Source organism: uncultured Jatrophihabitans sp. (assembly GCF_964244045.1).
In the GTDB taxonomy this organism is placed as follows: Bacteria; Actinomycetota; Actinomycetes; order Mycobacteriales; family Jatrophihabitantaceae; genus Jatrophihabitans.
In genome coordinates this window covers 14,470-37,689 of the sequence record NZ_CAXTHK010000020.1, presented here as the reverse complement: position 1 = coordinate 37,689, position 23,220 = coordinate 14,470, and the positions used below count along the sequence as shown (strand labels likewise).

The 23,220-nt window shown below is 71.4% G+C and carries 21 protein-coding genes; 10 read left to right on the top strand and 11 right to left on the bottom strand.

Going from position 1 to position 23,220, the window contains the following annotated elements; genetic code table 11:
* The 3 genes from nrfD to fdh are packed head-to-tail and all read right to left on the bottom strand — an operon-like array spanning position 1 to position 5,245.
* Complete coding sequence (gene nrfD / locus ACFFC4_RS14950) at positions 1 to 987, bottom strand: NrfD/PsrC family molybdoenzyme membrane anchor subunit (protein ID WP_375502240.1); 987 nt, start codon at positions 985 to 987, stop codon at positions 1 to 3.
* The gene (locus ACFFC4_RS14945) at positions 984 to 2,015 is read right to left on the bottom strand and encodes a 4Fe-4S dicluster domain-containing protein (protein WP_375502238.1); all 1,032 of its coding nucleotides are present in this window, start codon (positions 2,013 to 2,015) and stop codon (positions 984 to 986) included. Before ACFFC4_RS14945 ends, nrfD begins: the two co-directional genes overlap by 4 nt.
* On the bottom strand, positions 2,012 to 5,245 hold the full coding sequence (gene fdh, locus ACFFC4_RS14940) for a formate dehydrogenase (protein ID WP_375502236.1): 3,234 nt from the start codon (positions 5,243 to 5,245) through the stop codon (positions 2,012 to 2,014). Before fdh ends, ACFFC4_RS14945 begins: the two co-directional genes overlap by 4 nt.
* A 209-nt stretch (positions 5,246 to 5,454) precedes the next feature.
* Here fdh and ACFFC4_RS14935 point away from each other — a divergent pair, with 209 nt between their 5' ends.
* Positions 5,455 to 6,069, top strand: coding sequence for a hypothetical protein (locus tag ACFFC4_RS14935; RefSeq protein ID WP_375502234.1), 615 nt, complete (start codon positions 5,455 to 5,457; stop codon positions 6,067 to 6,069).
* Positions 6,070 to 6,086: 17 nt separating this feature from the next.
* On the opposite strand, the gene ACFFC4_RS14930 is transcribed toward ACFFC4_RS14935, so the two are convergent.
* Entirely contained in the window at positions 6,087 to 6,281 is a 195-nt protein-coding gene (locus ACFFC4_RS14930) for a hypothetical protein (RefSeq protein WP_375502232.1), read from the bottom strand.
* A 218-nt stretch (positions 6,282 to 6,499) separates the two neighbouring features.
* Between ACFFC4_RS14930 and ACFFC4_RS14925 the strand changes: the two genes are divergently transcribed.
* Positions 6,500 to 7,387: a Rieske 2Fe-2S domain-containing protein gene (locus ACFFC4_RS14925; protein WP_375502230.1), complete on the top strand. Its 888-nt coding sequence runs from the start codon at positions 6,500 to 6,502 to the stop codon at positions 7,385 to 7,387.
* A 5-nt stretch (positions 7,388 to 7,392) separates the two neighbouring features.
* Here ACFFC4_RS14925 and hrpB read toward each other — a convergent pair whose 3' ends face one another.
* From hrpB to ACFFC4_RS14905, 4 genes are all read right to left on the bottom strand, one after another.
* Entirely contained in the window at positions 7,393 to 9,906 is a 2,514-nt protein-coding gene (hrpB, locus tag ACFFC4_RS14920; protein WP_375502228.1) for an ATP-dependent helicase HrpB, read from the bottom strand.
* Between the two features lie 101 nt (positions 9,907 to 10,007).
* The gene (locus tag ACFFC4_RS14915) at positions 10,008 to 11,495 is read right to left on the bottom strand and encodes a long-chain fatty acid--CoA ligase (protein WP_375502226.1); all 1,488 of its coding nucleotides are present in this window, start codon (positions 11,493 to 11,495) and stop codon (positions 10,008 to 10,010) included.
* Positions 11,492 to 11,959 carry a DUF6314 family protein gene (locus tag ACFFC4_RS14910; protein WP_375502224.1) on the bottom strand — a complete coding sequence of 156 codons (468 nt, stop codon included), beginning with the start codon at positions 11,957 to 11,959 and terminating at the stop codon, positions 11,492 to 11,494. The genes ACFFC4_RS14915 and ACFFC4_RS14910 overlap by 4 nt, the downstream gene beginning before the upstream one ends.
* Complete coding sequence (locus tag ACFFC4_RS14905) at positions 11,941 to 12,369, bottom strand: nitroreductase/quinone reductase family protein (protein ID WP_375502222.1); 429 nt, start codon at positions 12,367 to 12,369, stop codon at positions 11,941 to 11,943. Before ACFFC4_RS14905 ends, ACFFC4_RS14910 begins: the two co-directional genes overlap by 19 nt.
* Positions 12,370 to 12,458: 89 nt before the next feature.
* Here ACFFC4_RS14905 and ACFFC4_RS14900 point away from each other — a divergent pair, with 89 nt between their 5' ends.
* Positions 12,459 to 14,573: a hypothetical protein gene (locus tag ACFFC4_RS14900; RefSeq protein WP_375502220.1), complete on the top strand. Its 2,115-nt coding sequence runs from the start codon at positions 12,459 to 12,461 to the stop codon at positions 14,571 to 14,573.
* Here ACFFC4_RS14900 and ACFFC4_RS14895 read toward each other — a convergent pair.
* Complete coding sequence (locus ACFFC4_RS14895; protein ID WP_375502218.1) at positions 14,557 to 15,570, bottom strand: hypothetical protein; 1,014 nt, start codon at positions 15,568 to 15,570, stop codon at positions 14,557 to 14,559. The genes ACFFC4_RS14900 and ACFFC4_RS14895 overlap by 17 nt on opposite strands.
* Positions 15,571 to 15,611: 41 nt before the next feature.
* Positions 15,612 to 16,814 (bottom strand): MmgE/PrpD family protein, encoded by a 1,203-nt coding sequence (locus ACFFC4_RS14890; protein ID WP_375502216.1) that lies wholly within the window; start codon positions 16,812 to 16,814, stop codon positions 15,612 to 15,614.
* A gap of 69 nt (positions 16,815 to 16,883) precedes the next feature.
* Between ACFFC4_RS14890 and ACFFC4_RS14885 the strand changes: the two genes are divergently transcribed.
* The 6 genes from ACFFC4_RS14885 to ACFFC4_RS14860 all read left to right on the top strand — a co-directional run bounded on the left by ACFFC4_RS14885 (position 16,884) and on the right by ACFFC4_RS14860 (position 21,857).
* Complete coding sequence (locus tag ACFFC4_RS14885) at positions 16,884 to 17,735, top strand: alpha/beta fold hydrolase (RefSeq protein WP_375502214.1); 852 nt, start codon at positions 16,884 to 16,886, stop codon at positions 17,733 to 17,735.
* Positions 17,732 to 18,616 (top strand): alpha/beta fold hydrolase, encoded by an 885-nt coding sequence (locus tag ACFFC4_RS14880; RefSeq protein ID WP_375502212.1) that lies wholly within the window; start codon positions 17,732 to 17,734, stop codon positions 18,614 to 18,616. Before ACFFC4_RS14885 ends, ACFFC4_RS14880 begins: the two co-directional genes overlap by 4 nt.
* A 258-nt stretch (positions 18,617 to 18,874) precedes the next feature.
* Positions 18,875 to 19,309 carry a chloride channel protein gene (locus tag ACFFC4_RS14875; RefSeq protein WP_375502210.1) on the top strand — a complete coding sequence of 145 codons (435 nt, stop codon included), beginning with the start codon at positions 18,875 to 18,877 and terminating at the stop codon, positions 19,307 to 19,309.
* Positions 19,306 to 21,186, top strand: coding sequence for a penicillin-binding transpeptidase domain-containing protein (locus tag ACFFC4_RS14870; protein ID WP_375502208.1), 1,881 nt, complete (start codon positions 19,306 to 19,308; stop codon positions 21,184 to 21,186). The genes ACFFC4_RS14875 and ACFFC4_RS14870 overlap by 4 nt, the downstream gene beginning before the upstream one ends.
* Before the next feature lie 51 nt (positions 21,187 to 21,237).
* On the top strand, positions 21,238 to 21,450 hold the full coding sequence (locus ACFFC4_RS14865; protein WP_375502206.1) for a type II toxin-antitoxin system VapB family antitoxin: 213 nt from the start codon (positions 21,238 to 21,240) through the stop codon (positions 21,448 to 21,450).
* On the top strand, positions 21,447 to 21,857 hold the full coding sequence (locus tag ACFFC4_RS14860; protein ID WP_375502204.1) for a PIN domain nuclease: 411 nt from the start codon (positions 21,447 to 21,449) through the stop codon (positions 21,855 to 21,857). The genes ACFFC4_RS14865 and ACFFC4_RS14860 overlap by 4 nt, the downstream gene beginning before the upstream one ends.
* Here ACFFC4_RS14860 and ACFFC4_RS14855 read toward each other — a convergent pair.
* A complete protein-coding gene (locus tag ACFFC4_RS14855; RefSeq protein WP_375502336.1) occupies positions 21,817 to 22,056 on the bottom strand; it encodes an alpha-hydroxy-acid oxidizing protein in 240 nt (79 codons plus the stop codon). The genes ACFFC4_RS14860 and ACFFC4_RS14855 overlap by 41 nt on opposite strands.
* 217 nt (positions 22,057 to 22,273) lie before the next feature.
* Between ACFFC4_RS14855 and ACFFC4_RS14850 the strand changes: the two genes are divergently transcribed.
* Positions 22,274 to 23,215: a glucosyl-3-phosphoglycerate synthase gene (locus tag ACFFC4_RS14850; protein ID WP_375502202.1), complete on the top strand. Its 942-nt coding sequence runs from the start codon at positions 22,274 to 22,276 to the stop codon at positions 23,213 to 23,215.
* The last annotated feature ends 5 nt before the right edge of the window (positions 23,216 to 23,220 follow it).

Genomic DNA, 23,220 nt, shown 5'->3' with positions numbered 1-23,220 from the left:
CTACTGCGCCCGTAAGTCCAGCCGGGCACGCTGCGGGACGATCGTGTACTTCGGGTCGCGGGCGGATTCCTGACCCGCCTCGAACACCCCGAAACGGGTGCACGCCGAACCTGCCAGTATTGACGTACCTGCAAGGAGGGACACGGCGCGTGACCGTCGCCCGGCCACCGCGGTCAGCGTCGCGCCAACGACGGTCAGCGTCTTGCTGGCCTTCATCAGCGTGCCGGGACGGCCGGTGTGCAGCGTCTCGGCGACCATGCCCATGGACGCTTCCATCCTCTGCTCCGCTACGAGCTCACCCACCGCTCCTAGCACGGCCAGTCGACGCGCCGGCCCGGCCTGGGCGGTCGGCGCCGCGATCATCCCGAGGCCGCCCGAGGCGGCCGCCGCCGAGCCGACGAAGACGAACGGCAGCTCGCGGTGCGCCTCGTGCCAGGCCGGGGTGGCGGTGTCGGACAGCAGCACCGCGGTGTACGACGCCACGGCCGGCCCGGTGAGCGCGGCCACCAAACCGGCCGGGCGGCCGAGCCAACACAGCAGCGGGCGCAGGAACCGCGGCGCCAGGAACGCCAGCTCGCTCGCTCCGGCCGCGCCGGCCATGGGGCCGTAGACGGTGAGGATCCAGGTGCCGACCGACATCGGCGAGGTCGGTTTCGCCACTCGCAGCATGTTGACGAACCGTTCGGGCCGGCCGAGATCGTGCACCAGCGCGAGGAAGCTGCCGGTGATGGCGACGAGCGCGGCGATGCGGCCCGAGCGACGCAGCGCCGGGCGACCGGTCAGGTCGGCGCCTGCAGCCAGCAGCGACGAGCCGGCCGCGACGCCGCCGAGGAACAGGTAGGCCGGGATGTCGTCCTGCCAGGGTGAGGCCTTGAGCACCGGACGGCCGTAGTACGACGTGAACTCGACGTCCGGGACGACCGGCGCACCGTCACCCCCACCACCACCACGTCCTCGTCTCCGGCGTCGCGGCTTCGTCTCGGTCATCGACTACCTGCGAAGGCCGCGGCCGCCGCGGCGAGCAAGCCCACCGCGGCCACGCCGGCTCGGCGCCACATGGCCGGCAGGTCGTGCGTGGTGACGACCGGGTCGGGCGGCAGGCCGTAGACCTCGGGTTGGTCGAGCAGCAGGAAGAACGCGCCGCCGCCGCCGATGCCGTCGTCGGGGTCCTCGAGGTACAGCCGGGCCTCGGGGTAGCCGTTGTCGTGCAGGGCCTCGACCCGCGCCGCGGCCCGGGTGCGCAGCTCGTCGAGGTCACCGAACTGGATCGACTTGGTGGGGCAGGCCTGCGCACACGCCGGCTCGTGTCCCGCGCTGATGCGGTCGTAGCACAGCGTGCACTTCTGGGCGATGCCCACGTTCTTCGTCGTGTTCTTGTCGCCGATGCGCCGGTCGATGACGCCGAACGGGCAGGCGGGCACGCAGTAGCCACAGCCGTTGCAGATCTCGTCCTGGACCACGACCGTGCCGAACTCGGTGCGGAACAGCGAGCCGGTGGGACAGACGTCGAGGCAGGCGGCGTGCGTGCAGTGCTTGCAGACGTCGGACTCCATGAGCCAGCGGAAATCCGTACGCCGGCCCTCGGGATCGGTCGCCCCTGGCAGCGTCGTCGACGGCATGCCTAGGCTGACCGCAGTGCTGTCTGTGCCCAGCAGGCTGCGATCACCGCTGAGCGCGTCGTCGGCCGCTCGATTTAAGGCGTCTGTGGCCGCCGGTCCGGTGGGCGTGTGGGCGGCGCCCATCGTCTGCGTCCCCAACTGCTTGGGTTGCTCGATAAAGGCAACGTGCCGCCAGGTCGACGCGCCGAGCGCGCCGGTGTTGTCGTACGAGGAGCCCAGCAGGTTCAGCCCGGCTATGTCGTCAGCGGGGACGCCGTTCCACTCCTTGCACGCCACCTCGCACGCCTTGCAGCCGATGCAGATGGACGTGTCGGTGAAGAAGCCCTTGCGCGCGGGCGGCTCGTCCCAGCCGGAGTTCGCGGCGACCTGCGGGTCGGGACCCGAGAACTGGCTCATGTGTCCTCCTCCGGGGTCAGCCTCGTGTTTCCCGTCCGGACGGTGATGCCCGCCCGGCTGCGGTACTCCTCGACAAAGCGCAGCAGCGCCGGGCCGGTCGGCCGCCGTCCAGGAACGATGTCACACGACGAGACCTTCGACTCCTGGATGTGCACGTTGGGATCCAGCGTCACGCCGAACAGGTCGTTCGCGGAGTCGCCCGTGGACAGCGCGTCGCTGCCCACGCCCCAGTGGTAGGGCAGGCCGACCTGATGGAGAACGCGACCGCCGACCCGTAGCGGGACGACCCGGTCGGTGACCAGCACCCGGGCCTCGATCGCCGATCGGGCGGTGACGATGGTCGCCCAGCCGAGGTGCTCGAGGTTGCGCTCGCGGGCGTGCTCCGGTGAGACCTCGCAGAAGAACTCCGGCTGCAGCTCGGACAGGTAGGGCACCCAGCGGCTCATCCCGCCGGCGGTGTGGTGCTCGGTCAGCCGGTAGGTCGTGAAGACGTAGGGGAAGGCGTCGGCCCCCGGGTTGTTGCCGGAAGGGTTCTGCAGGTTGTCCTTGCGCGGGAAGACCTCGCGGGTTGGGTTGGCCTGCTGGCGGTAGAAGGCGTTGGTGACGGGGGATTCGGCCGGTTCGTAGTGCGCGGGCAGTGGACCGTCGACGATCCCGGTGGGCGTCCAGAGCCAGGCCTTGCCGTCGGCCTGCATGATGAAGGGCTCGTCGCCGCGGAGAGCGTCCGGACCCGTCGCACCGGGCTCGGGGCGGTAGGACGGCGCCTTGGTCGCGACGAAGTCGGGGACGTCGTGCCCCGTCCACTTCTGCGCGTCGTCGTCCCACCAGACGTAGGCCTTGCGCTCGCTCCACGGCTTGCCGTCCGGATCGGCGGATGCGCGGTTGTAGAGCGTGCGGCGGTTCGCCGGCCACGCCCAACCCCACTCGGGGGCTACCCAGTTCTGCTCGCTCCCAGGCTTGCGTCGGGCAGCCTGGTTGACCTCGTCGGCATACACACCGGTGTAGATCCAGCACCCGCCGGCGGTGGACCCGTCAGCCGTCATCTCGGTGTAGGAACTCAGCGCCTGCCCGGCCTTGTCGCCGGTCAGGTGCGTGCCGTTGATCTCGCGCAACACCGCGTCGGCCGACGGGTCGTCGTGCTCGTCGACCGGGTAGTCCCAGGTCAGGTCCAGGATCGGCGCGTCCCGGCGGGCGGTGGAGCCGGCGAGCCGCTCCCGGATCTTGCGGCCGAGATGGAAGAAGAAGTGCAGCTCGCTGCGGCAGTCACCCGGCGGCTCGACAGCCTTGTGGTGCCATTGCAGCATCCGCTGCGTCTGGGTGAACGTGCCGTCCTTCTCGGTGTGCGCGGCGGCGGGGAAGAAGAACACCTCGGTGTCGATGTCCTCGGTCCGCAGCTCGCCGGTCTCGATCTCGGGGGAGTCCTTCCAGAACGTCGCGGTCTCGATCATGTTGACGTCACGTACGACCAGCCACTTCAGGTGCGCCATGGCGAGGCGCTGCAGCTTGCCGTGGGCGGAGCCGACCGCGGGGTTCTGCCCGAAGACGAGGTAGCCCTCGACCTTGTCGTCCATCATGTCCATGACCGTGCGATAGGTGCCGTGGTCGGTATTGATGCGCGGCAGGTAGTCGAAGGCCCAGTCGTTGTCGGCGGTCGCGGCGTCACCCCACCAGGCCTTCTGCAGGCTGACGCTGTAGTTCTCCGCCGCCGACCAGAAGCCCTTCTGGTCGGCGTCGACGAGGTCCTCGAGATACGAGGCCATCGAGTCCTGGGTGATGCTGGGCATCGGCAGGTAACCGGGCAGCAGGTCGAACAGGGTCGGGATGTCGGTGGAGCCCTGGATGCTCGCATGCCCGCGCAGCGCCATGATGCCGCCGCCGGGGCGGCCCATGTTGCCGAGCAGCAGCTGGATGATCGCCGAGCCGCGGATGTACTGGATGCCGACCGAGTGATGCGTCCAACCGACGGAGTAGACCCAGGCGGTGGTGCGCTCGCGGTTGCTGTTGGCGGTGACGGCCTCGCAGACCTCGAGGAACTGCTCGACGGGCACGCCGCACACCGTCGAGACCATCTCCGGGGTGTAGCGGGCGTAGTGCCGCTTGAGCACCTGGAACACGCACCGCGGGTCCTGCAGTGTCTCGTCGCGGTGCTGCGGATCGTTGGTCAGCGGCAGGTCGTTGCCGACCATGCGCTTGCCGGCGGCCGAGTGCGCGGTGCCGTCCTCGTACTGCCAGGTCGTGGTGTCATAGGTGCCGGTTTCGGGGTCGTAGCCGGAGAACAGTCCGTCCAGGTCGTCGACGTCCTGGAAGTCCGCGCGCAGGATCGTGGCGGCGTTCGTGTAGGCCACCACGTAGTCACGGAAGTACTTCTCGTTCTCCAGGATGTAGCGCACGATCCCGCCGAGGAACGCGATGTCGCTACCGACCCGCAGCGGGACGTGGGTGTCGGCCACGGCCGAGGTGCGCGTGAACCGCGGGTCGACGTGGATGATTTTCGCGCCGCGTGCCTTGGCCTCCATCACCCACTGGAATCCGACGGGATGGCACTCGGCCATGTTCGAGCCCTGGATGACGATGCAGTCGGAGTTCTGCAGGTCCTGCAGGAAGCTGGTCGCGCCACCGCGACCAAGAGAAGCCCCCAGACTGGGGACGGTGGCGCTGTGTCAAATACGGGCCTGGTTCTCGATCTGGATGGCGCCGAGCGCGGTGAACAGCTTCTTGATCAGATAGTTCTCTTCGTTATCGAGCGTGGCGCCGCCCAGGCCGGCGAAACCCAGGGTGCGTCGGACGAAGTGGCCCTCGTCGTCCTGCTCCTGCCAGGTGCGCGCGCGGGTGTCGACGATGCGGTCGGCGATCATGTCCGTGGCGGTCTCGAGGTCGAGCGGTTCCCACTCGGTGCCACCCGGGCGGCGGTAGAGCATCGCGGTCTGCCGGCCCGGCGAGTTCACGTACTGCTCGCTGGCGGAGCCCTTCGGGCACAGGCGTCCGCGGGACACCGGGGAGTCCGGGTCACCCTCGATCTGGATGACCTTCTCGTCCTTGACGAACACGTTCTGGCCGCAGCCGACCGCGCAGTACGGGCAGATGCTCTTGACGACGCGGTCGGCCGTTTCGGTGCGCGCGACCCTCGCCATGGTGGCAGGCGAGCGCACGGCGGAACCGCGCCCGAGCCGGTCAGCACCCGTGACCTGCCGAACCACCGGCCAGCCCAGGAACGTCTTGGCGACACCCATGAGCGCACGGTACCCCAGTTGCCGATCTTGAGCACCGCCTCGATAAGCGCAGCGACCCGGTGGGTAACGCAGCCACGAACTCGAGCTGGGGCGATGCTGCATGTCGGTCAACCTCTCCGGCAAAGACGCGCCCACTGACCGGCCTTCGTCGCACACCATCTGACAAGATCTGCAACGTGAGCTGGATCGCCTGAGGGGACTACACCGACATGACAGCGCTTCTTCTCGTGGACCGCAGCAGCGGACGCACCTTTGCCCAGTTCGTCCTCGATTCCGGCACTCTCGACTCCGCTGACGACGAGGTGGTCTCGGTCGTCGGGTCGTTCAACGACTGGGTGCCCGGGGTGCACGTGCTCGCCCCGCAGGAGGACGGCAGCCTCGTGGTGCTCGTCGAGGTACACCACCCCGGTGACGTGCACTTCCGGTACCTGGCCAGCGGCGGTCGTTGGTTCGATGACCAGTCGGCACACGTCATCAACGATTACGGCTCGACACTGCACCGGGACGCGGCACAAGAGACCGATGTTGCCGGCGTCGTCGCGGACGTCACGGCGGCCGCCGACCCGGTATCACCGCCGGCGCTGTCGAAGAAGGCGGCGGCCAGGAAGGCCACAGCGAAGAAGGCGGCCGCGAAGAAGGCTGTAGCCAAGGTCCCGGCCAAGAAGGCGGCTGCTGCAAAGGAGGCGCCGGCGAAGAAGGCGACAGCGAAGAAGGCGACAGCAAAGAAGGTGGCAGCGAAGAAGGCGGCCGCGAAGAAGGTGGCAGCAAAGAAGGCGGCCGCGAAGAAGGCCACAGCGAAGAAGGCGGCCAGGAAGAGCAGCTGAGGGTGACCGAGTAGGGGTCAGCCGGCGGTGGTCTGCACGCCGCGGCTGACCTCCCACGCGGCCAGCACGTCGACGACCGGCACGTCGTGCCCGACCTGGCAGGCGAAGGAGATCTCGGCCCGGCTGAGGTCCGGCCCGTTCGGGCCGAAGATGGTGACGACTGAGTTCGCACCGCATCGCGGGCACGGGATGGTGCTGCTGAGCATCTGCACGTGCGCGTCCTGACTATCGAGGTCCCAGCCCCCCGGATGCTTCGAAGAACGGTGGGACGACCGCCCCATCCTCGAATGTGACGAATTATCAGTCAACCGCTCTCGGCGTGTCGGCGCCGTCGGACGCAGCTGCCGGTTAGCCGGCCCTCGCGCGGCGGTAGAGCCTCACCAACGCCACTGGCCCGCCCCGCCCGCCCCTCGTATCCTTGGAGACCGCCGTGCGCACACCTCGCCTGCTCGAGAGCCTCGTCGACCGCATCGAGGGCAATGCCGCCCTCGACGCACCTGCCTCCGCGCTCAGCGGCGTGCTGCGCAAGGTCATTCGGCCAGGTGCCGTCGAGGACACGCTCAGCGGAACGCCGATCGGGCACCCGCTGCACCCGTTGCTCGTCGCAGTGCCGATCGGGGCCTGGTCGTCGTCGCTGCTGTTGGACGCCGTCGGCGACGAGGAAGGCGCCCGTCGGCTCGTCGGGCTGGGACTGGTGTCGGCCCTTCCGACCGCGGCGTCCGGGGCGTCGGACTGGCTGTCCACGGAGGGCGCGGAGAAGCGCGTCGGGCTGGTCCATGCGTTGTTCAACTACGGCGCCATCGGGATGTACGCCGCGTCGTGGTTCGCGCGTCGTGCCGGCCGGCGGGGTACGGGGATCGGCTGCTCGCTGGCCGGCGCCTCGCTACTCAGCGCCGGCGGCTACCTCGGCGGGCACCTGGCCTACGCGCAGGGCGTCGGCGTCGACACCACGGCCTTCCAGCAGTACCCGGCCGACTGGACGGACGCCTTGGCGGTCGACGACCTGCCGGGCGAGGACGCGCTGACCTCGGTGCAGGTCGCCGGGGTGCCGGTGCTCGTGACGGTGCGGGCCGGTCGGCCGGTAGTCATGGCCGATCGCTGCACCCACCGCGGCGCGCCGCTGCACGAGGGTTCGGTCGTCGACGGTTGCGTTGTGTGCCCCTGGCACGACAGCGCGTTCTCACTCGACGACGGCTCGGTGCAGTCCGGGCCGGCCAACCGTCCGCAGCCGCTGCTCGAGACGCGGCTGCACGAGGGACGGTTGCAGGTGCGGCGGGCCGACGAGCGCAGTTTGCGCACGAACCCGACCGGCACCTGACCTCCTCAGCGGCGCCGCTGCGTGCGGGCCGTCGGCGTGGCGGTGAGCGGGTTATCGGGCCACGGATGCTTCGGATACCGGGCGCGCAGCTCGGACCGTACCTGAGGGTATCCCTGCGTCCAGAACGACGAGAGGTCCGCCGTGACGGCCACCGTCCGGCCAGCAGGTGACAGCAGGTGCAGCACCACCGGTGCACGGCCGTCGGCGAGCGCCGGGGTCGCGGTCCACCCGAAGGTCTCCTGCAGTTTGACGGCCACCACCGGCGGTTGCGCGCCGTCGTAGCCGACGCGCACGCGGGAGCCCGACGGCACGGTCAGCCGCTCGGGCGCCAGCTCGTCGAAGCGGGTGGCGGCCGGCCAGGGCAGCAGCCGACGCAGCGCGGCGGCGACGTCGATGCGTGCGAGGTCGCGAGTGCGGCGCACGCGGGCGAGATCGGGGCCCAGCCAGGTGTCGAGCGCAGTGAGCAGGGCTCCGTCGTCGACGGCCGGCCACGGTGCGTCGAGGTGGGCGTGGCAGAAGGCGAGCCGTTCGCGCAGCGAGTGGGCGGCGTCGGTCCAGCTCAGCACGTCCAGGCCCGAGCGGACGATGCCGTCACGGACGGCGGCGAGTACCCGGGCCGGATCGGGTCGGTCGATCGGCGACTCCGTCAGCGGTAGCGCGCCCAGAGCCTGGACGCGCCGGGCGACCAGACCGGCGTCCGTCCAGGCGATCTCGTCGTCGGTGTGCAACAGGTCGGGCGCGACGAGCCGTGCCGTCGCCTCGTCGATCGGTGCGGCCGAGCGGATGCGTGCGTCGGTCCGCCCGACCGGGCGGTCGGCGACGGCGATCGCGAGCCACGGTGATCCGCGCAGCCCGGAACCGTCGGCGAGGGCGGCGCCGGTGCCGCCGCTGGTGAGGTACGCAGCCGAGTCCGGGCGGCGGGCGCGGGCCAGCCGGTCGGAGTAGGCGAGCCCTACCACCGTGCCGACTGCGAGATCGTCGCCTACCTCCCGTCGCCCGCCTCGGCGCTCGGCGGTGCGCAGCCGACGGATCTCCTCGCGCCAGCGCGCGGTGGCGGCGCGGTCACGCCCGCTGCGCAGCTCGCGCAGCCTCGCGGGCAGGTCGTCATTACGGCCGGCGAGGCTGTCGTCGGACAGCAGGGCCACCACCTCGTCCGCCCGCTCGGCGCCCACCAGCTCTGCCCCGTCCAGGAGGGCACGCGCAAGTCGCGGGTGGGTGCCGACCGCTGCCAGGCGCCGGCCCCGCTCGGTGATGCGCCCGTCGGCGCCGACGGCGTCGAGGGTGCGCAGCAGTTCCTGCGCAGCGGTGAGCGCCGGTGCGGGCGGCGCGTCGAGCAGCGCCAGGCCCGCGCCGCCGGGCGAGCCCCATGCCGCGACTGCGAGGGCGAAGCCGGCCAGGTCGGTCGTCGCGATCTCGGGCAGTGTCTGCGGGGAGAGGTGGACGTGCTCGCTCTCGGACCAGCACCGGTAAGCGCGACCCGGTCCCTCGCGTCCCGCGCGGCCGGCCCGCTGGTCGGCGGACGCCCGCGAGACCCGGGTGGTAACGAGCGCCGTCAGGCCGCGGGCCGGGTCGAGCCGCGGTTGGCGGGCCAGCCCGCTGTCGACGACCGCCCGCACGCCCGGGACGGTCAACGAGCTCTCGGCCACGGACGTCGTCACCACTACGCGTCGCCGTCCCGACGGCTCGAAGATCCGCTGCTGGTCCGCGCGCGACTGGCGCCCGTAGAGCGGCAGCACCTCGGCGACGTCGGACAACGCTGTGGAGACCGTACGGATCTCGCTCTCGCCGGGCACGAACACGAGCACGTCACCGTCACCCTCGGCAAGCGCTCGTCGAGTCACGTCGGCAACGTGGGTGAGCAGGCGGCGGTCGACGCGTGCCCCGGGCAGCAGCGGCAGCGGGGTCGGTGGTGGGGCCCAGATCGTGTTGACGTCGAAACGGGCGGCCTCGGCGGTGAGCACGGGCGCCGGCCTGCCGTCGCCGAGCGCTCGCGTCATGGCACCGATGTCTGGCGTGGCTGACGTCGCGACCACGGCAAGATCGTCGCGCAGGGTCGCGCGCACGTCCATGCAGAAAGCCAACGCGAGGTCGGCGTCCAGGTGTCGCTCGTGACACTCGTCGATCACCACGGCTGCGACGCCGGGCAGGTCCGGGTCGCGTTGCAGGCGCTGGACGAGCAGCCCGGTTGTGACCACTTCGACGCGGATGTCGCGCCCGCCCGCGCGCTCGCCGCGCATCGCGTACCCAATGGATTCGCCGAGCGGCTCGCCGACGAGCGTGGCCAGGCGTTGTGCGGCCGCGCGCGTGGCAAGCCGGCGCGGCTCGGCGACGATCACCTGTCCGTCGAACGCATCGGCCAGCGCCAGCGGCAGCAGGGACGTCTTGCCCGAGCCCGGTGGGGACACCAGCACGGCCGTACCGCGCTCCTGCAGCGCCGTCACGACGTCCTTGAGCGCCGGGCGTACCGGGAGATCCGCTCCGGGTGCGGATGCCGCCGGCAGCAAGCGTCGCGACGTCATGGTGGTGACGGTAGTTGTGGCCACAGGACTGGTGTTCGGTTCTGCCGGTGTAACACGGCGTACTACACCTGCAGATCCGCACCCATGGTTGTCGGCAGAGGTCAGTCCTGCGCGGCCTTGACCTCGCGACGCAGGATCTTGCCGGTGGGGCCCTTGGGCAGCTCGTCGACGACCCAGATCTCGCGTGGATACTTGTAGGCCGCGACGCGCTCCTTGACGAACGCCTGCAGCTCCTCGACGGTGGCCGACTCGCCCTGCTTGAACGCGACCGCGGCGCCGACGTCCTCGCCGAGTTCGGAATGCGGGATGCCGATGACGGCCGCCTCGGCCACGGCGGGGTGCTCGTACAGCACCTCCTCGATCTCGCGCGGGTAGACGTTGTAGCCGCCACGGATGATCAGGTCCTTCTTGCGGTCGACGATCGTGTAGTAGCCGTCGTCGTCCTTGGTGGCGATGTCGCCGGATCGGAACCAGCCGTCGGGGATGGCCTCGGCGGTGGCGTCGGGCCGCCCCCAGTACCCCTTCATCACGTTCTCGCCGCGGATGGCGATCTCGCCGGGGTCGCCGTCCTCGACTTCGGCACCGTCGTCGTCGACAAGGCGCATCTCGCACCCGGGCACCGGGAAGCCGATCGTGCCGGGCTTGCGTTCGTGGCCCGGCTGGTTGAACGACGCGACAGGCGCCGTCTCGGACAGCCCGTAACCCTCGAAGATCTCGCAGCCGAAGGCCTTCTCGAAGGAGTTCAGGATCTCGACGGGCATCGCCGAGCCGCCGGTGATGCAGGTGCGCAGCGAGGACATGTCCGCGCTGTCGGCGTCGGGGTGGTGCAGCATGCCCGCGTACATGGTCGGGACGCCCTCGAACACCGTCACGCGGTCGCGGGCAACGACCTCCAGCGCCTTGCCGGCGTCGAAGCGAGGGATAAGGGTCAGGCACGCGCCGGCGATCACCGACGCGTTGAGCCCGCACGTCAGGCCGAAGACGTGGAACAGCGGCAGGCAGCCCATCACGACGTCGTCCGGCCCGGTCTGCACCAGTGCCGTGACGGTCGTGCTCGCGTTGCTGTTCAGATTGTGGTGCGTCAACTCGGCGCCCTTGGGCTGCCCGGTGGTGCCCGAGGTGTAGAGGATGACTGCGGTGTCGTCGTCGGCGCGTTCGACCGGATCGTCGATCGGTGAACCGTCAAGAGCATCAGGTCCGAGCGCACCGACCATGACCGAAGGTATGCCGACGGCCTCGGCGCCCTGCGGCACTGCGTCGCCGCCACCGTCCCACCCGAACACGAGCGACATGCCGGAGTCCTTGAGGTAGTACTCGACCTCGCGTGCCTTGAGCAACGGGTTCATCGGCACCACGATTGCTCCGGCGTAGAGCGCGCCATAGAACAGGACCGGGTAGGCGGGCACGTTGGGCAGCACGAGGCCCACGCGGTCGCCCGGCGAGATGCCCCGCGCCACGAGGTCACCCGCCACCGCGGCCGCCGCCCGATGCAGCTCGGCGTAGGTCAGCGTCGCGTCGTCGAGCCGGACCGCAGTGCGGCCGGCATGCTCGCTCGCGGCGTCGACGAGGTTGCTGGCGAGGTTCGTCATCGGTCCTCCTGGTGGGTCGGTGCCTCGAGTGTGGCGGCTTTCGGGACGCCGCGCCTGACGAGCCGGCTGACGATGCGCTGGTGCTTCGCCGGCCCGATGACGTCCCAGGCGATGCGCCAGCGGTGCGGCGAGTCCACCCGGACAAGGCCCCGGTACAGATCGGCGCGGCACGGGTGCTCGACGGTTCGGCCCGGCGTCCAAGGGTGGAAGGGCCGACCGTCGTCGAAGTACACCCACCAGCCGTCGGAACCGTCACGCAGCAGGTAGCGCCGGGTCACCTCGACGTCGCGGCCCGTCCAATGCAGCACGCCGGACTCCGACCACTCGACGCCTTCGGTGTCCACGCTGAGCGCCAACGTGCCGGTCATCGTGCCCGCCGTGCCCGTGCGCAGATCGGCCAGGCGGCGGTGCAGCTGCCAGGTACCGACCAGTGCGAGCGGCGCCGTCAGCGCGGCGCCAGCCATACGAGCGGGATCTCGCGGTCGGTTCGCTTCTGGTAGGCGGCATACATCGGGTGCCGGGTCGAGAGTTCTGGCCACACCCGCGCGCGCTCGTCGGCGCTCAGCACCGTCGCCCGCATCGGGACGCGTGGGCCGTCGCGCAGCTTGACCTCGACGTCCGGGTTGTCGCGCAGGTTCAGGAACCACGCCGGGTGCGTCGGGTCGCCGCCTCGCGAGGCCACTACGATCAGCCGGTCGCCGTCCTGCCCGGCTGCCGTCAGCATCACCGACCTCGCGGCGCCGCTCTTACGCCCGACGGTGGTCAGCTCGAGCACCGGCATGTTCCCAGCGTCGTAGCCGAACCGACCCAGGCTCGCCTTGATGAGCAGCCGGTGCGCGAGGTTCATCGTCTTCAGGGCGACATCGTGAGGCATGCTGGGACTGTAACTGCGCCGACGTTCACAGCCGGCCGTGCGGCGCGTGCTGTCAGGAAAGCGGGTTGGGACGCCTCATGATCCAACCCATGCCCCGACGTCCATGCCGTTCGCTGCTGCGCGCCGGCACCGCGTGGAGGGCCGTCGTGGGCGTCCTGCTCGTCCTGTTGCTGCCGACGGTCGCGGCACAGGCCGACACCCCTTGGGGAGCGACCGGCGCGAACTACCGCTCCGGGGTGATCTGCACGCTGTCTGACGGGCGCCGGGTAGCCCTTGCGTCCTGGACGGTCGACGGCACGGCGGCGTTCTCGGTGGCTGATGTCGTGGCCCGCGGGTCGTCCTACGGCGCGGCACCGCTCAGCGGCGCGACCCGCGACCTCGCCCCGGGGAGCCGCGGGCTCAGCGCGACCGAGCTGTCCGTCCTGGCCTACCTCATAGGCCATCCGGGTGTCGGTTCGCCGGTTCAGGTAGCCGAGACCAGCGCGCTCGTCGCCCAGTCATTCGGTGGCGGCGCCGCCCAACAGCAGTGTCTCGGTCAGCAGGGCACCTCGGCCGCGGACGCCTCGGCGCTGGCGCTCGCGGCGCGCCGCTTCGCCGGCCCGTACACGGTGCAGGTGTCGGACGTCCGCGCCAAGCCCGGGTCCAGCGCCCCGGTGATCGCAACCGTCCGGTCCGCTACGGGCGTGCCCGCTCCGGGCATCGCGGTGTCGTTCGCCGCCCAAGGCACCGCAAGCACCGTCGTCACCGGTGCCGATGGACGTGCGAGTACCCGCCTCCCCGTCGCCCAGGAGGGGGGCCCGCTCACCGCCACCGTGGCCGAACCAACCGGCCTGCGTCTGATCGGATCCGGTCCTGCATCGGTGACCCTCGGCGCGCCGCAACCCTTCGTGGCCCGCGCGTCCGTCGTGCCGGTACTGCATCCCACCCCGCAGCTCAGCATCACCGGCGGCGCGGCCCTGGTGCTGGCCGGCGGCTCGCTGACCCCGATCCCCACTGTCACCGACACGGACGGGTACGCGGGCACCGGAACGACGACCGTCCTCGGCCCGGTGCAGCCGCCAGCCGGGGGCACCTGTTCGGACGCGAACTTCGCGGGCGCAACAAGCGTCTGGAGCGGCACCTTCGCCTTCGTCGGCGACGGCCCGAAGCCGATCGGCAGCACCGGCGCGTTGCAACCCGGCTGCTACGCCTTCGCCGGCAGTGTCGTCACCACCGACGCCACGCCCGCGGTGACCGCCACGGTCAGTGCCGACCCGGCCAAGGCGGCGGTGGTGTCGGCGCTGCAAGTGACGCAATCGGTGGGCTCCGGCATCTCGCGGGTCGGTGCGCTCACCGCGACGGTGACGGCCACCCAGGCGGCCGGCGCGTCGGTGTCCTCGACGGTGACCACCTACGGCCCGCTGCCCGCCGCGGCCGGCGGGCACTGCGACACAGGCCTGACGTGGACCCGCGCCAAGGTGGTCGCCCGCTCGGCCGACGTCGCGTTGGCCGCGCGGGGCAACCGGTTGACGGCCGCGGTGCGCACGACGGCAGTCACCGCGACGGGGTGCTATGCGCTCGTGGCTCGCTCGACGGTGACCCAGGAAGGCCGCTCGGTGGTGGTGTCGACGGCACCCGGCACCGCCGGCACGACAGTCACGGTCATCGCCCCCGCCGTGCGCGTCACCAACAGCGCCTACGACGGCCGGCAGGGTGTGCCGATGGACGGCACCATCCACGTCACCGGCACGCTGGGGCTGGCCGGCAATGTCACCGTCGGGCTGGTATCGGCCCCGGCCCCGGTGACGGGCTGCCACGGCCTGCCCTTTCTTGCAACGACCGGCCAGACGGGCGGCTCCACCATGGTCGCTACGGACGGCGACGGCGACTACCCGTTCCGCAGCCCCGTTCCGGGACAGAACCGGTGCTACGGCGTGGTTGCCACGCTGGCCATGACTGCGGATCCCACCGTCCGGGTGCAGACGCCCGCGCCCGGCGACACCGCCGTGTTCCTGGCGGGCGCCACGCCGCCGGTTCCGGGCAAGATCGACGTGCACGGGGCGCCGGCAACCCGTCCGACCCGCGCGGTCGCGGTGTTCGGCGTGACCGGCGCTCTCGTGTTCGCCCTCGCACTGGCCCTGATGGTCGGTACCGCGGTGGCGGGCGAGCGCAAGCCCGATCCTCGGGCGAACGGGATGCTCGTCGACTTCACTGCTTCCGTTTGACCACGGATTCAGTGAGCTGAGCCGTGGCGACGACCATGCCGTCGACGGTGGCTGCGGCGGATACGAACGCCAACCGGCGTGAGCGTCGATCGAGCTGCGCGCGGGCCTCCACCCGGTAGCCGCGCACTGCCCCGCCCAGCACCTGTAGCGAACTGGCGTGGGTGACCGCGTGCTCGTCGTCGTCGAGGGTGGGCAGTACGAGCAGGTCGGCGGCCAGCTCGAGCACCGCGGCCAAGGCCGCGGCATGTACCCCGCCCGTGCCGTTGTCGGCCAGCTCCCCGGGCACGAAGGCCACGCCCGACGACGCATCGTCCGGGTCGAGCAGGAAACAGCCCAGCGCGCTCGCCAGTGGCGCATTCAGCGCAGCGGTGACGCGCTCGCGCGCAGGCATTCGCGTCTGCGTCCTGGCGGCCATGCGTCGACACTTCCTCGCGGAGGGGTCCGGTACGTGGCATCCGGGTGGCCGTTGGGTGTCGATCAGGCCTGTTGCGGCACCGGGTGGGTGCGCCGCGCTGGCGGCCACCGCAATTCCCAGGCTGAACACCGCAAGGACGGCAACGAGGGTGCCGTAGGCGAGAGAGGAGTCGCGCAGGCCGATGTGGGTGATGAGTACCCCACCGACGACGGCCGGGACGCTGAAGGCGAGGTAGCTGAAGACGTACACGGCCGAGAGCAATGACGCCCGCTCGTGCGGCTGCGCCAGTTGGGTCATCGAGCGCAGCACGCCAAGGAACGCCGAGCCGAAGCCCACGCCGGCGACGACCGCGGCGACCACGAAGGTGGCCAGCGACTCGCGGTCGATCCCGAGCAGGAAGACCAGGGTGCCGGCCACCAGCGTCGCCGTGCCCACCGTGCTGATGGTGCGGGGCGCGAGCGCGCTGACGGCGCTCGCCGGGTCCAGAAGGCGGCGGCGCGGGGCAGGCGCCGCGTGGTTCTCGACGGATCCTTCGACGCGGGTTGCGACGTCACGCTCATGGTGCTCACGGGTCGGCAACACGGCGTCGAGCCCGGTTCGTTCCGACGTAGACCCGGCGCAGGTCACCCGAGGTGCTCGCGCAGCACGTCGGCGGCGGTGGACCACGTCCACGACTGCGGGTCGAGGGTCAGGCCGCCCAGACAGTCGGTCACCTTGGCCGCGAGCTGTTCGGGCGTCGGCGGGCGTCGCGGGGCGCCGGGCGGCAGGTCGAGCCAGGCCGTCTCGACACCCCGGCCGGTGTACACCTCGGCCTCGAACGCGCCGGACAGCAAGCCGTTGCCGCCCGGCGTCAGCTGGATCTCGACGAGCCGGACGAGCCGCTGCGCCTCGGCGCGCCGGACCGCATCGTCGGCGAAGCTGGCGAACCCCTGGTGGGCGTCGAGCAGGGCGGTCGCGCACGCGTACTCGAGGCTGAACTTGCCCTGCAACCCGGTGGTTGGCCGGTGGTGGATCAACGGGGCGACGGTGGCGACCGGGCTGCGCGCAACGATTCGGGTGACGTCACCCGTCGCGATGCCCAGGCCCGCGAGGGCGCTGATCGGTCGCTGCAGCGCGTAGCAGGCCGGGTAGATCTTGATCGCCAGACCGTCGGGTAGGGCCGGGGCGCCGGATTCGGTGTCGAGCCGCGCCACGTCGCCGCCGACCAGGGGCAGCCAGGCGTCTACCGCCGATGTGTCGGCGTCGGCACCGGCCCGGGCGAGCCGCGCCGCCCGCAACCCGGCCTCGGCGGCGAAGCCGACCTGCAGCGACTTCGCATCGGAGCCGAACGCGCGCTGCACCCCGCCGGCGGCCGGGACGGCCAGCGCGATCGCGACCGCGGTCTGACGCACCGACAACCCCCACGACGACGCGGCCGCGACGGCGGCGGCAGGCGCGCCGGCGGTGCAGGTCGCGTGCCAGCCGGCGGCGTAGTGCGGCCAGCCCAGGGCGGTGCCGAGACGGGCCATGACGCCGGCGGCCGCGAGGTACGCGCGCGCGTCGCCGCCGGCGGCCAGCACGGCGGGCACGCAGACCACGCTGACGTGGGTGGTCGACGGCATGTGCAGGTCGTCGAAGTCGAGTACGTGCCCGAGCACGGCCCACCGTCCCGGCTCGCTGAGCACCCGCGCCGCCTGCCCGAGGGGGTGCGACCGCGCGGCGAGCGTGACAGCCACGGTGTCGACCAGTGAGCGCTGCGCCAATGCGACGTCTTCGGCCGCGACCTCCTGCGAAGCGCTGCCCAGCGCGTCGGCCCAGGTCGCGAGCCGCGTCGCGATGTCGGTCATCGCTCGATCATTGCCCAACTGTCGGGCAGGGGGGTCGGCGAGGCCGACCTCTGATGAGATGGTGAGGTGGTGTCCACCGAGCGATTCGACGTCAACGGGGTCACGCTGTCAGTGACGACCGAGGGCCCGGTCGACGGACCGCCGGTGCTGCTGCTGCACGGTTTCCCGGACACCGCCGAGCTCTGGCGCCACCAGGTGCCGGCGCTGGCCGGCGCCGGGTACCGCGTCCTCGCGCCCGACCTGCGCGGGTTCGGCGACAGCTCGCGTCCCGTCGACGTGTCGGCCTATCGGATGCGCACCCTCATCGGTGACGTCACCGGCCTGCTCGACGCTCTCGAGATCCCGTCTGCCGCCGTGATCGGGCACGACTGGGGCGCCGGGTTGGCCTGGGCGATGGGCATGTTCGCGCCCGGCCGCGTCTCATCGCTCGTTGCGCTGTCGGTCGGCCACCCGTCGGCCCGGTCACATGCCGGCTGGGAGCAGAGCGAGCTGTCCTGGTACATGCTCTGGTTCCTGCTGCCGGACGTCGCCGAGACGGTGCTGCCGCGCGACGACTGGGCTTTCCTGCGGCAGTGGGGCTGGCGCGAACCGTCCGACGGCGTCGACGAGCAGCGCCAGGTCGACGCACTCGCCCGTCCGGGGGCGCTGACCGCGGCGCTGAACTGGTACCGCGCCAACATCGATCCGAAGACATTCGGCATGCCCCCCGATGACCGGCTGCCGCACGTGACCTGCCCGACGCTAGGGGTGTGGTCCGACCTCGACCCGTTCCTCAACGAGGCGCAGATGACCGAGTCGTCGCGCTTCGTCGACGCACCGTGGCGCTACGAACGGGTAATTGGCGTCGATCACTGGCTGCCCGTGCGAGCGCCGGAGCAGGTCACGGGGCTGCTGCTCGACTTCCTGGGAGGACCGCGATGACCGAGCACACCTTCGTCGACGCCGACGGCGTGACGATCGGCTACCGCGAGTGGACGCCGGACGGCGCGGCACGGGCCACCGTCGTCATCGCCCACGGCGCGTCCGAGCACTCCGGCCGCTACGCCCGCGTGGCGTCCACGCTCACCGCCGCCGGGTTCTCGGTGCTGGCCGTCGATCACCGCGGGCACGGCCTGACCTCGGCGTCGACCGGTGCCGGACTGCTCGGCCCGCGGGGGATGGCCGGCGTCCTCGACGATCTGGATCATGTCGTCAGCCTGGCGACCGGCCCGGTGTTGTTGCTCGGACACTCGATGGGCTCGGTGATCGCGTTGCGCTACGCAGAAACCCACCCCGACGCGCTGACGGGGTTGGTGCTGTCCGGGCCGATCGGGGTCATGCCCGGGGTCGAGGTGGCGCTGCAGCAGCTGCAGGGCGCGCTCGACGGCGGGCTCGCCGACACACCCGTCGAATCGCTCGGGCCCTTCAACGAGGAGTTCGAGCCGGCCCGCACGCCCTACGACTGGCTGTCCCGCAGCGACGCCGAGGTGGACGCTTACGTCGCCGACCCGTGGTGCGGCGACCAGAACCCGCTGACGTACGGCTATCTCGCTGCGGTGCTGTCCGGCGTCCGCGACAGTGCCGACGAGGTCGGCCGACTGCCGTCCACGCTGCCGGTGCTCGTCATTGCCGGAGAACGTGACCCGGTGTCGGCGTTCACGGCGCAGGCGAGGGCCCTCGCCGAGGCAATGCGGTCGGCCGGTCTCACGGTGACGGAGGACTACTACCCCGGCGCACGCCACGAGCTGCTCAACGAGACCAACCGCGCAGAGGTCGAGGCCGCGCTGGTCGCGTGGCTGACCGAGCATCTCTCACCGCGGTGAACCGATCCGTCACCCTGCGCGTCATCGCGGCCACGGTGGGCACCGGGCTCGCGGCGGGCCTGCTCGGGGTGGCGTTGACGTTGTTGCTGCACGCGATCCAGCACCTGCTCTACGGCTACTCCACGTACCCGTTTCTCATCGGTGTCGAGCATGCGAGCCATCTCCGACGCGTGCTTGCGCTGGCCGGTACCGGGATCGTGGTGGGCCTGGCCTGGTGGGTGACTCGCCGGGTGTTTGCACGCGAGTCGCTCTCGGTCGTTGGCGCGCTGCGGAGCGGCCGTCAGCTGCACGATCGAGCTGGGGCTGGCCGCACTCCTGCTCGCACTCAAGCCGCTGGCCACGGCGGCCTGCCTGGCGTCCGGAGCCATCGGCGGGGTGGTCACGCCCGCGCTGGCCACCGGGGCGCTACTCGGCTCGGTCGCTGCGCGGCTGGCCGACCACGTGTGGGCGGGGGAGCCGGTGGTGTCGTTCGCCGTCGTCGGCGCGGCTGCGTTCCTCGCGGTGACCCAGCGCGCGCCGGTGACGGCCACGGTGCTGACGCTCGAGTTCGTCGGCGCCGACCACGTACCGCACGTCGCACTTGTCCTGCTCGCACCGACGGCGCTGGCCGTGCTCGTGGCAAGCGGCAGCGGATCCCTGCTGGGCCGCCAGTCGAGGCCCCGCAGCCGGAGACCGGAAGCAGGCCTCGCATGATCCGTCGCGCCGCGGCCCTGCTCGCCGTTGTCGTGCTTGGCGCCGGTGTGCTGACGGCCTGCACCGGTGGGTCCGGACCGTCGGCCCAGCAGCGTGCCGCGCAGCGCTGGCTGAACGCCGTCGGCAAGGGCTCGGTCGCTACCGCGGCCGAGCTCACCAACCAGCCCGCGGATGCCCGAACCGCGCTGACGGCGAGCCTCGCGGGTCTGGGCCGAGGCGCCCGCGGCTCGCTGGAGGTCGACAAGGTGGCGACGAAGGGCACGAAGGCCACCGCGTCGTTCACCGCCTCGTGGACGATCCCGGGCGTCGCCACCCGCTGGCGCTATCGAGGCTCGCTGGCGCTACGCAAGCAGGGCAAGGCCTGGCAGATCAGCTGGTCGCCGAGCGACCTGCACCCGTCGCTGACCGCCGAGACGCACCTGCTCCTACGCCGCGCTCAACCCGCCCGGGCCGCGCTGCAGGACAGGTCCGGTCGGGCGCTGTTCGCACCCACGCCCGTCGTGCGGGTGGGTCTGGAGCCCAAGCTCGTCACCGACCTGCCGAGGTTGGCCAGGCAGCTCTCCGCTGTGCCGGCGCTGCAGACCACTGCCGCCGAGGTGACGGCCGCGGTCAAGGCCGCGGCGCCCACCGACTTCGTCCCCGTCATCACGCTGCGCAAGCCGGCGTACGAGACGATCAAGGCCCGGATCTACGACCTGCCGGGCACCGTCTTCCAATCCGACACGCTGTTGCTCGCCCCGACGGCCGGCTTCGGCCAACCGCTGCTCGGCACGGTCGGCGCGGCAACGGCCGACCAGATCGCGGCGTCGAAAGGACGCCTGCAGACCGGCGACCAGACCGGCACCGGTGGGTTGCAGCAGGTGTTCGACGCCAGGCTCGCCGGCCGCGCGGGTGTGTCCGTCGTCGCGGCCCGGTTCGGGTCGCAACAGACGGTGCGCACCCTGGTTACCCTCACCCGCGCGCAACCCGGGACGCCGGTGCGGCTCACCATCGACCGGACGGTGCAGACGGCGGCCGAGGCGGCGCTGTCCCGCGTCGCACCCGCGGCGTCGATTGTCGTGGTATCCCGCTCGACGGGTCACGTGCTCGCCGACGCGAACAGCGCAGCCACCACCTATGACTTCGGCTTGCAGGGCGCGTTCCCGGCCGGCTCGACCTTCAAGATCGTGACCTACAGCGCCGCGTTCGCGAGCCGTCCGACGCTGACGCCGTCGACGCGCGTCGCATGCCCGGCCACCATCACCGTCGACGGCCGGCGATTCACCAACGAGGACGGCTTCTCCTACCCGATCATCCCGCTGCGCAACGCCTTCGGTTACTCCTGCAACACCACGGCCATCGCCACCGCACTGACGCTGCCGGATGCCGCCCTGCGCACGGCCGCGACCTCGCTCGGACTCGGCGCCACTTGGACGCTGCCCGTCAAGGCGTTCTCCGGCTCGCTGCCCGCGCCGGCCGGCCCGACCGAGAAGGCCGCCGATGCAATCGGCCAGGGACGGGTGCTCGTCTCGCCGTTGCTCATGGCGCTGATCGCCGGCAACGCCTCGACGGGCAGGCCGGTGCTGCCCTCGCTGGTTGCTGGCACCACCACCGCGCCCGGGACGCCCATTCCGGCGGCCCGCACCGCTGCTCTGAACTCGCTGATGCGGGCCACCGTCGACCTGCCGCAGGGCACGGGTCGCGACCTCGCATCTGTCGGCGGGGTCGAAGGCAAGACGGGCACCGCCGAGTACGGCACCGACACGCCACCGCGCAGCCACTCGTGGTTCGCCGGGGTGCGTGGCGACTACGCCTTCGCGGTATTTGTCTACGGCGGCGACACCGCGAAGGTCAAGGCCGTGCCCATCGCCCGAACGCTGCTGCGAGCGCTGCGCTAGCGCCGCGCAGCGTCGTACACGTTAGGTACACGTGACGTGTAGCCTAGGTGTATGGCGAGGGTGCGAACGAACATCGAGATCGAGGACGATTACGTTCAAGCCGTCATGGATCGCTACGGCGTCCACACCAAGACCGAGGCGGTTGACCTCGCATTACGTCACCTCGCGGGCCAGCCGATGACTCGAGATGAGGCGCTCGCCATGCGCGGTTCGGGCTCGATTGACGACGTGCCGGCTGACACCGGTCCCCGGCCGGACGCATGATCCTGGCCGACACCTCGGCCTGGGTCGAGTACGACCGTGCCACCGGCAGCGACGTCGACACTCGCCTTCGCCAGTTGATCGCCGATGAGGGACCGCTCGCCGTCACTGAACCCGTCGTGACGGAGGTCTTGGCGGGTGCACGCACCGAGACTCGGGAGCGCGATCTGCGCCGGCTGCTGCTGCGCTTCGATCTGCACTCGATCGATCCCGCGTCGGACTTCGAGGCCGCGGCACGGATTTATCGGCGGTGCCGCCGGCAGGGGGTCACCCCACGTGGCCTGACCGATTGCCTGATCGCAGCCGTTGCCTGGCGCCGCGGTGACACCGTGCTCGCGTCCGACGTCGACCTGGACCGGGTCGCCGGTGTCATCGGCGTCGGGATGGATCCTGCGTCGCGTCGAGGGTGATCAGATCGGGGCTCAGCTCGTCGCCATCGCAAGCGCCGAGCAGACCGCAGATACGGGCGAGGTCACGATCAAGGGCACTCAGCACCGATTCGACGCCGCGGGCGCCGTCCGCGGCAAGGCCCCACTGCACCGGCCGACCGACGGACACACCCTGCGCGCCGAGCGCCAGCGCGGTAGCTGCCGTCTCGCCGTCGGGCACCCCGCCATCGGCGAGCACCTCGCCGTCGACACCGTGCCTACGTCACGCAGCACCCGCGGTCGCAGCGCCCACCGCGTCAGGGCCGCCTCTGCCGCGTCGAACGGGTCGCCGCGGGCAATGTAGTCCCGGACGTCGGCGGGCAGCCGCTGTTTCGCAGCCGCGCGGGCGGCGCTCAGCTCGGCAAGCACGCCGACATTCTGGCGCAGGACACAATGCCATGGTGGACGCTCGGGCGCAGGCGTGGTTCGACCGGTCCACCTCCGATGGGCGGGAGTGGGACGTCGCGACCCTGATCGCGGCGAAACGAGGGCGGCGCGTCAGCGTGGTGATCCCGGCTCGCAACGAGGAGCCGACGATCGGCGCGATCGTGGCCGGCATCCGCGCCGACCTCGTCGAGACCCATCCCTTGGTGGACGAGCTGGTGGTCATCGACTCCGACTCGACGGACGGCACGGCCCGCATCGCCGCTGACGCCGGCGCGCAGGTGCATGCCGCTCGGAGCATCCGTCCCGACCTCGGGGGCGCGCCCGGCAAGGGTGAGGCGATCTGGAAGTCCCTGTTCGTTGCCACCGGCGAGCTGCTTGTCTTCATCGACGCCGACCTCACCGGCTGGGGGACGCACTTCGTGTCCGACCTGCTCGGGCCGCTGCTGACCGACGACCGCGTCCGGCTCGTCAAGGGCTTCTATGACCGGTTGCTGGACGACGGGTCCGGCCTGCACGCGCCGCAGGGCGGTCGGGTCACCGAGCTCGTCGCCCGGCCGTTGCTCAACCTGTGGCGCCCCGAGCTGGCCGCGGTCGTCCAGCCGTTGGCGGGGGAGTGGGCCGTGCGTCGCGACACCATCGCCGCGCTGCCGGTGCCCACCGGGTACGGCGTCGAGATTGCGCTGCTGCTCGATGTCCACGAGCGCTGGGGCCTCGAGGCGCTCGCGCAGGTGGACCTGGGGGCCCGCGCCCACTCGCACCAGGCGGTGCATGATCTCGGGGTGATGGCGACGGAGCTCATCGAGGTGGCCTCGCGACGCACCGGCCGCAGCAACGCCGACGCGGACGCCGCCGTCCTGTGGCAGTACGACCGCGGCCGTAATCCGCCGTGGGACGGACGCGACGTGCCGCTGCGCGAACGCCCACCAGCCGCCGGCGCGGCCGCGCCGTGCTGAGGCCG